At 52.4% G+C, this 11,853-nt stretch carries 10 protein-coding genes; all 10 read right to left on the reverse strand.

What is annotated here, in order from left to right; all coding sequences use genetic code 11:
- Positions 1-675 precede the first annotated feature (675 nt).
- The 10 genes from TQ39_RS12515 to TQ39_RS12560 all read right to left on the reverse strand — a co-directional run bounded on the left by TQ39_RS12515 (position 676) and on the right by TQ39_RS12560 (position 11,647).
- Positions 676-1,506 (reverse strand): carbohydrate ABC transporter permease, encoded by an 831-nt coding sequence (locus TQ39_RS12515; RefSeq protein WP_050005748.1) that lies wholly within the window; start codon positions 1,504-1,506, stop codon positions 676-678.
- A gap of 36 nt (positions 1,507-1,542) precedes the next feature.
- Complete coding sequence (locus tag TQ39_RS12520) at positions 1,543-2,436, reverse strand: carbohydrate ABC transporter permease (protein WP_050005749.1); 894 nt, start codon at positions 2,434-2,436, stop codon at positions 1,543-1,545.
- 104 nt (positions 2,437-2,540) lie between these two features.
- Positions 2,541-3,881: an ABC transporter substrate-binding protein gene (locus tag TQ39_RS12525; RefSeq protein ID WP_050005750.1), complete on the reverse strand. Its 1,341-nt coding sequence runs from the start codon at positions 3,879-3,881 to the stop codon at positions 2,541-2,543.
- A gap of 63 nt (positions 3,882-3,944) precedes the next feature.
- Positions 3,945-5,099: an NHL repeat-containing protein gene (locus tag TQ39_RS12530; RefSeq protein WP_050005751.1), complete on the reverse strand. Its 1,155-nt coding sequence runs from the start codon at positions 5,097-5,099 to the stop codon at positions 3,945-3,947.
- Between the two features lie 22 nt (positions 5,100-5,121).
- Complete coding sequence (nagA, locus tag TQ39_RS12535) at positions 5,122-6,327, reverse strand: N-acetylglucosamine-6-phosphate deacetylase (protein WP_050005752.1); 1,206 nt, start codon at positions 6,325-6,327, stop codon at positions 5,122-5,124.
- Positions 6,328-6,331: 4 nt separating this feature from the next.
- Complete coding sequence (locus TQ39_RS12540) at positions 6,332-7,138, reverse strand: amidohydrolase family protein (protein ID WP_050005753.1); 807 nt, start codon at positions 7,136-7,138, stop codon at positions 6,332-6,334.
- Position 7,139: 1 nt separating this feature from the next.
- Positions 7,140-7,895, reverse strand: coding sequence for an amidohydrolase family protein (locus TQ39_RS12545; protein ID WP_050005754.1), 756 nt, complete (start codon positions 7,893-7,895; stop codon positions 7,140-7,142).
- On the reverse strand, positions 7,889-9,826 hold the full coding sequence (locus tag TQ39_RS12550; protein ID WP_156146297.1) for an acetylxylan esterase: 1,938 nt from the start codon (positions 9,824-9,826) through the stop codon (positions 7,889-7,891). The genes TQ39_RS12545 and TQ39_RS12550 overlap by 7 nt, the downstream gene beginning before the upstream one ends.
- Before the next feature lie 25 nt (positions 9,827-9,851).
- Positions 9,852-10,604: a 6-phosphogluconolactonase gene (locus tag TQ39_RS12555; protein WP_050005756.1), complete on the reverse strand. Its 753-nt coding sequence runs from the start codon at positions 10,602-10,604 to the stop codon at positions 9,852-9,854.
- Positions 10,601-11,647 carry a LacI family DNA-binding transcriptional regulator gene (locus TQ39_RS12560; RefSeq protein ID WP_050005757.1) on the reverse strand — a complete coding sequence of 349 codons (1,047 nt, stop codon included), beginning with the start codon at positions 11,645-11,647 and terminating at the stop codon, positions 10,601-10,603. Before TQ39_RS12560 ends, TQ39_RS12555 begins: the two co-directional genes overlap by 4 nt.
- Positions 11,648-11,853: the final 206 nt, after the last annotated feature.

Here is an 11,853-nt window from a genome sequence, read left to right on the forward strand (position 1 = left end):
AAACATGACGATTTGACCGAAGATGGGGGTTGAATGTTCCATCGAAGGCCGCTCGAGTTCTTCAAATGAGTACCGCGGCAGTTTCTGTGTCTCCGGCTGAGAATTCCGCAGCTTCCTCTGCCACCTGTAGAAGGTGGACAGCGGCTACGCCGTTCTCCGCGCACTATGCTTTGATTGCCTGTCCGCTGCGCTTCGCGCATGCCATGATATTGTACCATCGCTCTTCGCAAACTGCCAGTGCTCTCTTTTCCATCTTCTCTGGCTGCATGTATTTTTCAGAGTGCTCCCCAAATACATGCTCGGATTCTGTATTTCTATTCTCCCATGTTTATGTTTCTCTCGCAAGACCGTGGTTTCGTTGGGCGCTTACGATATAAGCTCAGAAAACTTTATCCTGCTGTCTTGTAATTATTAATTTGATGGAGCAACGTAGGACAGAGTTGCTTTCAAAATTATTTTCCCATATGAAAAAAACAGCCGGAGCAGCAGGCCTCACAAAAACAGGTTGTCTGCTCCGGCTGTTTTCAGCCTCCATTTCCAACGTATTTCTCTATTTTGGCCAAAATGAGCCTTATGTCAGCTCGTCAGGCTTGGGAATCACCTTTAAAGCTTCATTCGTAGTTTCTCATGTTATCCCTGCATAGCAGCCCCTTCAGGATACGCCTGATGAGTCTTTTACCCCTTTACTGCACCCAATGTCAGGCCCTGAATGACATATTTTTGCAGCGTGAGGAAAATAATGATTGTAGGAATCAGCATGATGACGATGGCAGCAAATAGCCCGCCCCAGTTGGAAGTATACATCATGGAATCTTTCAACGCGTACATTCCAAGGGAGATCGTCCGCAAATTTTGCTTGGAGGCAAACACCAGTGCGAGCATATATTCATTCCAGATGCTCACAAAATTGAATACCGAGATGCAAATCAACCCCGGCTGCACCAACGGCAGCATAATGCGGGCAAACATGCGAAACTCGCCGCATCCGTCTATGATAGCCGATTCTTCCAACTCCTTAGGAAGCGTTCGAAAAAAACCTGTGAGTACGAACAAGCTGAAAGGGAAGTATAGCGCGATATAAATTAATATTAGACCTGTACGCGTATTCACCAGCCCCAAATTCAACAGCTGATCGTACAGGGGGATCAAAAGCAGCTGAGAGGGTACACTCATACTGAAGATAAGCAGGTTCAACAGTGCTTTGCGCCCTTTGAATTCATATCGTGTCAATGCAAAACTTGTCAGCGCTGAGATAACCGTACAGCCTAAAATAGATGCAAACACGATAACTACACTGTTCATGAAATAGCTGGACATCTTCATGGTGCTCCATGCGCTATGATAGTTTTCCAGTGTAGCTTTCGCAGGCATTGCCCAAGGAGTCTGGTAAATTTCGAGATTCGTCTTGAAAGAGCTCATCAACACCCATCCCAAAATACCAATGATAATCAGGGACCAAACACTCAAAATCACATAGGAAAAGATGTTTCTGCGTTTCTTTTTCATCTTTATCACCTCTTATGCGTTATATAGAACCTCGAATCAATACTGCAGATCCTCCCGGTCAAAAATTTTGCGGAATCCTCCCACAAACAACGCCACCATCAAAAACATTACCACTGCAATAGCGGAGCCATATCCCAACTTGAAGACGGGTACGTCCACGCCAAAAGCCATGGTGAACATATACGTTCCAAGGGTATTGAGCATGGTGCTCTTCCCCTTAAACATGGCCCAAATCAACTCAAAGTATTTAATGGCGTTGATGATCCACAGCGAAATAGAGATCACCAGCACGTCTCGCAACAGAGGAAGCGTGATTTTGAAAAAGCACACCAAATCGGTAGCACCGTCGATAGACGCCGCTTCCTGATAAGTATTGGGTATTTTATCACAGCCTGACAGCAATAGAATCAAATAGAACCCCACAAAAGAGATACAAGACACAGCGATAATGCATACCATACCGCTCATGCGAGAGCCCAACCAAGGGATACACCATTCTCCCAAACCTATCGCTTCCAGCACCATATTCAAAAGGCCAAACTCCGGATTGAAGAAAAATACCCATAGCACGGCCAACGCGGCCTGAGAAATCATATTGGGGAAATAGAAAAAGTTGGAAAAAGCCTTGCGCCCCCGAAAACCAGGACGGGTAATTAGATATGTAAACAGCAGCGCAATAGAAAAAATCAGCACACCGCCCAGCAATAGAAATAGCATTGTGTTGCCCAATGCCTGAAGGAATGTCTTGTCATGCAGCAATGAAATAAAGTTATCCAGCCCGATAAAAACTTTTTCTGCTTTAAACCCATTCCATTCCGTGAGGCTGTAATAGAATGACTGAATAGCAGGGATAAAAAAGAAATATCCGTACATCAGCAATCCCGGAAGCAGAAACGTCGCAACGATCCACGGCTTTACCTTTCTGTTCATACAATCACTTCCCTAAATCAAAGTTTCGGATTCACAGCTAAACGCACCTTAAATCCGGGGGCGCCGTACACGCACTTGGCTCGTGCACGGCGCCGGATCAATCTTTATTGATAAAAAGCTGCCGTATCGGTATCCAACTGCGTGATAAAAGTCTCTGGTGTAATAGCACCGTTGATCAACTGAGTAGAGAGCGGCCCAAGCACATTGACGAACCAATCGCCATATTGCTGCAGATCCCCATAGTTACCGCTGATGCTGGTAGCGTTATTGACGATATTCTCAATCTGATCAAGTTCCTGGGTAGCTGGACCGCCTACCAAAGGCGAGGGATTTTTCAATGCCGTAAGCCCTTCCTGCACGCCCATAGAAGAAAATATCTTTAAGAAGTTGATGGCATTCTCTTTATTCTTTCCGTCTACCGTGATGCCCGCCGCATTGCTCCAGATTTCTTCATGCCAAGGAGAGACCGAATCCGGCAACTCCGGCAACGCGAACATTTTCATTTCCATTTCGGGAGGGGTCTGGCTGGCCATCTCCGTAGGAATCCATGCGCCGCAGAACAGCAATCCCGCTTTGCCTTGCGTGAATAACGCCTGCGCGGCCGGAAACACAGAACCTGCCGCTCCGTCTTGGAAATAACCATTCTCGCTGAATGTAGCCACATATTGCGCTGCTTTCAGAAAAGCAGGTTCGTCTGCAAAGGCTGCGTCCCCCTTAGCCGCCGCATGGATTTTTTCCATTGTCGTTAAGCGTTCGGCAAAGCGGATGAACCACCACTCATTATACAAATCGGTGGTACCATCCAATGTAACGGGGGCGATACCGTTCTCTTTTAAAGTTTCGCAGACATCCATCAGGTCATCCCAAGTATTCGGCACTTCCAGACCGAGCTCTCTGAACATCGCTGCATCATAGAAAAAGCCGTGCGTATACATACTCTCCGGAATGAAATAACTCACGCCGTTTATTTTCATGCTTTCCATCAGATTTGGGATAAAAGTTTCTCCCCATGTTTTGTCTTGGTCGTAAGCCGGTGTTGTGAGGGCTTCATCCAAAGGTTCAAACAGCCCCTCCTGCGCCAGAGGTGCCAAGACTCCAGTGTTCTGGATAATGATGTCAGGGAAATCATCAGCTTCCTTATCATTCAGCTTTGTCTGAAATTGAGAGGCGATCTCGCGGCCACAGAACACGATTTCCACCTCTACATCAGGATATTCAGCACTGTAAGCATCCACAATGGACTGCTCCCAAGTAGAAATCGGTTCGCCTTCATTCATGTACGACCAAATCACCAGCTTGTCTGTGCCCACAGGCTGTGCAGAAGACCCGCTTCCCTCTCCCGAAGCAGGTGCAGATGACGGCGTGGAGGACGTTCCTCCACCGCAACCCGCCAACAGCGTGACAATCATTGCGATTGCAAGGAAAAGTGCGATCCGCTTTTTCATATCATGACCTCCATTTTTTATGATATATTTTCAATGGGTTTCCCCATTTGCGACTCTATCAAATCAGTTCTCAAGCTCCAATTCCCACAAATAAGAGGAACGGTCATTGTTATCGTTTTCGCCGGCATAAATCGTATTGGATCCGGCAAATATCATGTGATGAATTCGATCCGGCCGCAAGCCATCCTGCTCGCATACCACGTCTTGAGAAAACACCAGCTCTCTTTTTTCGGTATTATAAGCGAAAAGCTTAGTCTTATAGTGTTCACCGCAGATACCATAAAGCAGCCGATTTTCAGGATGAAAAGCCAGCGCGGGCAGCCTGCGGCTTTCAGGCGACGGGCAACACAGCAATTCGGCTTGTGCAGTAGCGGGATTAAGTCGGATCAGCGAGCCCGCGTCGGTGCCGATGTAGATCATGCCGTCCGGGCCCAGAATGGACGTATCCGGCTTGCTCTTATCGGCCGGGTCATCAGTGCGGGGAAGGCCGTGGTCAAAGAATGTCATCTCGTCCGTATCCGGCGAATAGCGGAACAGCCGAAGCGAATCCGGGCCGGTGCGGTACGAGAACGCCCGCAGGATGCCGTAAGTGCCCCACACGTTGCCGTCCTTATCAATGACGGGGTTATGCGCTTCGCAGAATTCCGCGGCGTTGCCGATATGGGCGATCACACGGCTCTTGCCCGTGTCGATGTCGTAGCGAAAGAATACCTCCGGTACTGCGCCAAACCCATAGATGATCCTGCGCTTGCGATCCAGCGCGATGGACTGGATATACGCCGGCGGGCACGGCCGTGCGAGGAACGTAAACTCCCCGGTGTTGATATCATATTTTACAAGGCGACCGCCCTTTGCAGTGAACTGCTTGTCGATATCATGGAACAGCGCAACACCGCCATACAGCGTATTGCCATCCAATTCCAGCGAGCGGTGAAACTTGGCGTCAAACGGCTCGCCCACCTTCTCGTAGCCGCAGGAGGTGATGGTTTTGGCCTTACGGTCAAATTTCCACAGCAGCTCAGCTGAAAAACTACCGATGCCCAGATATACGGCGTCCGACGGCTGGTGATACGCCAGCGACGTAATGGAAATCCATTTTTTCTTGTATTGCGGATCGCGGACAAAATCGTCATACGTCCACCGATCCAGCACCTCGGATTTCCAGTTGTCGAATTTTTGGTCGTAAATTGCATAGTGGGAAACATTTTTCAGTTTCATGTTTCTTCGTCCTTTCTGCAGTTTAGTTTAAGCGGTTATCGATAACCTGCTTTCCATCCCGTATCACGCCTTGCACCTGCAGGCCGCTATCCAGCAGCAGCAGATCCGCCCGCTTGCCGACGGCGATGCTGCCAATCTCGGCGTCCATACCCAGCATACGCGCGGGTGTAAGCGCCGCCATGCGCACCGCAGCCGTCAGTTCAACGCCGGCACGCTGCACCATCGTGCGCACCAGCCGCGAGGTTGTGGCGATGCTACCTGCAAAGTTTTTGCCGTCCGGCATCACGGCCACGCCGCCCTTTATGCAAATGGGCCGGCGTCCCTCCTTATCATCGTACACAACGGTGCCCTCCGGCACGTCCGCCGCGCCGGCGCGGATGGAATCGGTAATCAGTGCAATGTGCTCTGGGCCTTTGATCTTATAGATCAGCCGCAGAAAATCCGGCGGCAGATGCACGCCGTCTGCAATGACCTCCACATCCATTTCATCGATGAGAAACGCGGCCTCCACCACACCGCCCTCCCGGTGAGGCCCGTTGCGGTGCAGCACCGAACAGCCGGAATACAAATGCGTTACGCTGTGAAACCCGCGTCCAAAAGCCTCGTACACCTGTGCGGTGGTGGCGTCGGAATGGCCGACGCTGGCCATAATGCCCCGCTTATGCAGACGCTCGCCCAGCTCTAGCGCACCGGGAAGTTCACAGGCGATGGACCAGCGGCGCAAGCAGGGGGCCTGCTCCAGAATACGCTCGTATTCCGCCGCATCCGGCAGGCGGATGATCGTCTCATCCTGCGCGCCCCGCTCCTTTTGCGAAAAATAGGGCCCTTCCAGATGGACGCCGGCCAGCCTCGGCAACGGCGGAAGCTGCGCCTCCCTTTGCCGCATGGCCTCGTATATACGAAGGCTCTCCAGCGTGCCCTCCAGCGTTGTGCTGGACACCGTGGCCAGCATTGTGGTGGTGCCTCCGGCCAGGTGGGCCTGCATGGCCCGAACAAAGGCAGCCTCTTCCCCATCCCGGAAATCGGCCCCCGCGCCCCCGTGGACGTGCAGGTCTACAAAGCCCGGCGTGAGATACTGTCCTTTTGCGTCGATCACAGTGGAAAACGTTTGCTGCGGCGAAACGCCGCACCCATATGCTGTGATTTTTCCCTCCCGGCTGATTAGCCAAGCGTCCTGCAGCACCTGATAGGGCAAAACCAAATGCGCATGCTCGATTTTCAGGCTCATATTCTCACCCTCTCTGCAGCTGATCCAGGTGAAACAGCCTCTTTGCGTTCAGGCCCAGAATCTGCCTTTTTTCTTCATCCGTCAGCTCAGCCAACAAAATGCGGCCCACTGCGGCCTCCATAGAGTTCCAATAGGCGTCCGAGCCATACAGCACCTTGCAGGCGCCCGCGCCCCGCGCCATAGCCTCCACCGCGCCGTACCACACATAGCTGCAGGCCGTGTCCAGATAAACGTTCTCGTGGCGGGCCGCCACCTCAATGGCGCTGCGCACCGCGTCTTCCTCCCCGCCGGAATGCCCCAAAATGAATATTGTGCGCGGGAAGCTTTGCGCCAGCTTATGAAAGCGCAGCACCTCTTGCCCCCATGTGTGCAACAGCACGGGAAACCCGCGCTCGCCCGCCCATGCATAAACATATTGGTACTCGGGGCACTCAAAATCCATTTTATGCTCAACTGGGTGCAGCTTTACACCGCGAAAACAAGGGCAAGCGGCAAACTTTTCCATCTCTGTGCGGTGATCGTCCCGATGCGGGTCTGGGGCCAGATAACCCCAAAACCGGCCGGGATAGGTCTCGCACATGGCCAGCATTTCCGGATAGGCCTGCCAGTGCTCGCCCGTCGTCCAGAGGTTCGACACCACCCCACAGGTGACGCCGATCCTGTTCATCTGGGTAATGAGATCGCGATAATGTTCAAACCGGCTGAAGAATTTGGCCACGCGGGCGTTGTGCATGTGGCAGTCCACCACAAATTCTCCGGTCAGCGTCGCGCCGCTGCGCGCGGCCTGCGCCAGCGTTTGTCCGTGTTCCATTTCAATCCACCAGCTTTCTCTCCAGCAGGGCTTCCAGATTACGTGCGGCAATTGCCTCTTTCTCGTTCTCAGAAATACAAGCATAACTCACAAGGCAAACCGCGCTTCCCGGCGAAAACGTGCCCAAATTGCTACCGAACAACAGCTTTTCCGCCCCTACCTTTTCACAGAGCGTCTGCAAAAGGCAAAACGATTTAAGCCCCGATGTCTCCAGATACAGCCGCGGATGCTGCCGCAGCAATGGAAAAATGTAACGTGCATGGCGATAATACAGATTGGTGATCACCAGCTTGAGGCCGGGGTGCTCACAGCACACGGCGTGCACTGTCTCCCAATCGGACTGATCGGCATCCATCAGTGCCAGCGTGCCGGTACGCTCCAGCATATCCAACAGTTCGCCGCTGCACCAATCGCGCAAAGAATAGCCAAGCACATTGTATTTCGGCGCTAGGCGTACCGCACGTACATCCGCCAACCTCATGCGGCGCTCCAGCTCGTCCACGTTCCAAAATTCGCCAGTATGATTGGGCATCACCATCCACACAGGCAGATAAAAAGGCTTCCGTCGGCAAATCAGACACATCTCGGCATTCCCGTCGAGAGGATGCAGATCCAGCGCCGCATTGCAGAAGGCAAGCCCTTTCTGGATGCCGCAGCGCTGCGCCTGGCACGCGATCTGCGCGCTGTCGTAAATGCGCCAGCCCGAAATGGCGTTGGGTTGGCCCACCGCTATATTGCAGTCTGCAAACTTCAGCATAACTTATCCTCCAACCACTCGGCCGCCGCACTCAGGGCGTCCTTTTCCCAGCGCGCCGGAATAGGCGTGGGCGTATGTGGGGCCAGCGACCCGCCCGCCGGGGTTTTGGGGGTGAATGCACACACCCTGCCGGCCAGCTTTGCCAGATCCGGCAAATCGCACAACCGCAGCAGGCCTGTTTCAAACGCCGTTTCCGGGGCGAAATAATAATCTGCTTCGAACAGCGCGTCAAACGAAAGCTGTGTCTCCAATAGCGCGGCGCCTCTTGCCTTTGGCAGTAGCGCCGCCGCCAGCAGCGCCAGCAGGGCGCCAGGCCCCTGCCCAACAAACACAACTCGCTCATAGCCGTTCTGTTCATCCAGATAATGCACAACATCAGCGATCTGCCTCAGCCGGCAGGCCGTAAGCTTTTCGCCCAATACCGCCGCTGCATTAAACAGCGCCGTTTCCGCGTCGTATCCGGGCCGGGTCTTGGCGAAAGCGCTCTGCATGCCCCAGGGAAGAATGCGCAGCACATCCATGCCAGACGCTTCCAGGCCGTTCGCGTTTTGCTCGGGATGTGTTATGGCCACACAGAGCGTGTGGCTGCCCCGGCACAGGCTGCGGCACGCCGCCTCCCGCCCGCCGTCCCGCAGCAAAAACGTCTGCCACGCATCCTCGCGCCACAGTGGCTGTACCGTATACGAAGCCGATGAAACATCATAAAGTTCTGCAAGCTTGGCGCGCAGCGCCTCGCCCGATGGCCGCCCGGCCTGAAGCTTCTCCAGCGCGGGCTTCCACGCCTGTATGGCTGTGAGCCCAAAGCCGATATGCGGCAGGCAGGCCAGCTGTTCGTCTTTCAGAACAGCCGTATCTACTTCGCTTGCGGGGCCCTCTTTATTCAGCAGCTGCCGGCAGAAAAAATCGTAGCCGAACATTCTTGTTGGAGCGCTGATCACGTGCGCGCAGGGTGCTACCTGAACTGAAAAAAACGCAGCGTTCCCGGCTGCCTTGTAAAGGCGCCGCATCTCACCCTCCAGCTGACGCACGCCCTCCAGCAGGAAAAAGTCCTCGCTGGCTGCGCTCAGCATACAGGGTTTAGGGAAAGCCGCCCACAGCACGTCCGCGTAATCGAAGCCCTCCCCGGCGCTGATGCCTACGATGCTTTGCTCGCAGTCGCCAATGCCGTTTTCCACAAGCGTCATCGCTTGCTTTGTGAGGCACTGTATGGGGGAATAACAGCAGATGCGGTCGTCCAATGCAGCCAGGTATGTGGTCTGCGTACCGCCGCCGGACTGTCCCGTGGCCCCAATGCGCTTTGTATCCACATCCGGACGGCTGCACAGATAATCCACCACCCGCATACTGTCGCGCACGAACAGCGCGCCCAAGTTCTCCCCAAGCAAGTAACTCAGATTGCCCGCCTGCATGTGAAGATCCACCGCTTGGATATCCTCGGGCACAGCGCCGAAGCATCGCTCAAATTCCTGCTGGCTGAAGGGAGAGCGCTCGCCCTGACAGATGGGGTCGTATGTAGCGGCGATGATGCCGCAGCGGGCAAGGTTTGCGCAGAATATCTGGTTTTCCGGCAACTGCTTGCCCCGGGGCCAGTGCCCCATCGACACCACCACCGCCGGGTGCGGCCCCGGCTCAGCGTCAGGCAAATAGAGGTTGACCGGGATGGCATATCCCGTGTCATCTGTTATGATAACGTTTTCTATTGCGTAACCATCCTGCTGCAGCCGTGCTGTCACTTTTGCGTCTGTTGCCACAGCAGGCCCCGGCATGCACAAATTGTCCGCCAGCCGGCGCCGCATTTTGCGGGCACGGGCCAAAAGTTTCCCGGGCACGCCCTCATCCAGAAGCGCCAACACCGCGCCGTCCCTTGCCCGGTATTTTTCCTGCAGCCGTGCCACAAGCGTCTGGTAGGCATCCATTCTCTTCCATTCCAAAACGGTTTCCTCCGCCTCTCGGCCCTCAGTTTCCGGCGAGCATTTCCTCGCTGCAATTTGCGGCGGATTCCTCGTCCAGGAAAAGCTGGAAATCCGGGTGGGTCTTCAGCAGCGAGCCCGGCACCATCGGATCCACCGTTTTAGCGGAAAGCACCTTTTTCACCGCGTCGGCTTTCACCTTGTGCGGCACTGGCGAAATAATGTGCGCACACTGCATGATTTGATACGGCGTCATAGATACCGCCTGACGGGGCACCTCGTCCTCGTCTTTGAACCAGCCCTCTCCCACCTGCTGTTTTTTGCAGCGGGAATCCAGATTTACAATGATATACGCCTGTTTGGTGTCAAAATCCGCAGGAGGATCATTGAAAGCAATATGGGCATTCTCACCAATTCCGATCACACCGACATCTATCGTTTTTTCACGCAGACGCCGTGTCAGCATACGAATATTGTCATCCACGTCTCCTTCTGTTTCCACGAATACAAATTCTTTTAGATGTACATGGTCTATAAAACGCTCCTTGAGATATTTCCGAAAAGAAGCTGCATGGGTGATAGGCAAATCAATGTATTCATCCAAGTGAAAAGCAGTCACCTTGTCCCAAGGAACATCTTCCTGAAGCAACGCCTTCAACGTTTCAAACTGAGAACCGCCTGTAGACAGTACAAGCCTTGCTTCTCCGCTCTCCGCAATCGCCTCACACAATTTTTCCGCAATGGTGTGCGCAGCTTGTGCACCCAACTCCTCAGCCGTTTTTGCCACATGAATCTTCATACCACTGTTTCTCCTCTCGTTTCTATTTTTCGAACGGATTGCCGTTCTACAATCTTGGGTTCCAAATAGATGCTGTACTGTGTTTTCTTGATTTCCAACTCATTGAGCATAAACTGTGCAGCCATTTTGCCCATTTCTTCAGCCGGCACCTGAACAGTTGTTAGCAAGGGAATGCTCATTCGCGAAAACACACAATCATCAAATCCAATCACACTAATGTCCTCTGGTACTTTCAGTCCACATTTTGCAAGTTCTGAAAGTATCCCCAGCGCCACCGCATCATTATTTGCCGATATCGCTGTGTACATTTTTCCTGTGTGCAGCACTTGCTGTGCCAATTCCACACCCGCTTTGAATTCGTCTTTTACACTGGATACAAACACATCTTCTTCCGTAAAAGAAGCCCCCGCAGCGGCCATCGTCTCACAAAAACCATCCTTGCGGCTACGCCGCGACAGTTTATCCAGTGTGCGCGTTGCAAAAGCGATATAGCAATGCCCCTGTTGCAAAAGATATCTCGCCGCCATCTGCCCTCCACGACGATAATCAAAAAAGACACCTACAGTAGGTTCAGCTAGGTTTGGATCATAATCCGTCACAACAAAAGGGATGTTGCTCTTTTTCAGCATCCGCAGAGTGTCAACCAGAGCTTCGGTGATACAGTCTGCTGCAACAATCACTCCTGCAATCATCTTCCCCCGCAGACTTCCAATCATCTCACAATCTTTAGCATCAGAGCCGCTGGTCAAATACACCAACATATTGTATCCTTTGGCAGAGAGCTCCCCTTCGATCCCCATCGTCATGGAAGTGTAAAATGGATTGGTGATAGATGGCATGATCACTGCAACTTCTTTGCTGACACTGGTTTTAAGACCGCGGGCCAGCATATTCGGGATATATCCCAAATCCTTGGCCGCCTTGGTGATGGCATCCCGTGCTTCGGCACTAATAGGATAGTCTGTGCCCCCCAATACACGGGAAACTGTCGTCACAGAAAAACCTGAAACCTTTGCTACGTGTTTTAATGTCACATGTTCCATATTTTTGGCTCGACCCCTTCGTCTTCTTAACAGAAAACGTATTCTATCTTTAGAATAGTATAATATTCATATAAAAGTCAACTATTCTTCAATATTTTTATGTATTTAACAGAAAAAATTTTCTTTTTTATATTCTTCACAATACAATCAGAATTAAAAATATATAACGTTTTCTAAAGACTGTTTCTTTTTCTCCATATATTAGT

The organism is Ruthenibacterium lactatiformans (assembly GCF_000949455.1).
Taxonomy (GTDB): domain Bacteria; phylum Bacillota; class Clostridia; order Oscillospirales; family Ruminococcaceae; genus Ruthenibacterium; species Ruthenibacterium lactatiformans.

What these genes read in the sequence shown, in the direction of transcription:
- TQ39_RS12515 (WP_050005748.1), bottom strand. Translation starts at nt 1,506, where the DNA reads ATGAAAAAGAAACGCAGAAACATCTTTTCCTATGTGATTTTGAGTGTT.
- TQ39_RS12520 (WP_050005749.1), bottom strand. Translation starts at nt 2,436, where the DNA reads ATGAACAGAAAGGTAAAGCCGTGGATCGTTGCGACGTTTCTGCTTCCG.
- TQ39_RS12525 (WP_050005750.1), bottom strand. Translation starts at nt 3,881, where the DNA reads ATGAAAAAGCGGATCGCACTTTTCCTTGCAATCGCAATGATTGTCACG.
- TQ39_RS12530 (WP_050005751.1), bottom strand. Translation starts at nt 5,099, where the DNA reads ATGAAACTGAAAAATGTTTCCCACTATGCAATTTACGACCAAAAATTC.
- nagA (WP_050005752.1), bottom strand. Translation starts at nt 6,327, where the DNA reads ATGAGCCTGAAAATCGAGCATGCGCATTTGGTTTTGCCCTATCAGGTG.
- TQ39_RS12540 (WP_050005753.1), bottom strand. Translation starts at nt 7,138, where the DNA reads ATGGAACACGGACAAACGCTGGCGCAGGCCGCGCGCAGCGGCGCGACG.
- TQ39_RS12545 (WP_050005754.1), bottom strand. Translation starts at nt 7,895, where the DNA reads ATGCTGAAGTTTGCAGACTGCAATATAGCGGTGGGCCAACCCAACGCC.
- TQ39_RS12555 (WP_050005756.1), bottom strand. Translation starts at nt 10,604, where the DNA reads ATGAAGATTCATGTGGCAAAAACGGCTGAGGAGTTGGGTGCACAAGCT.
- TQ39_RS12560 (WP_050005757.1), bottom strand. Translation starts at nt 11,647, where the DNA reads ATGGAACATGTGACATTAAAACACGTAGCAAAGGTTTCAGGTTTTTCT.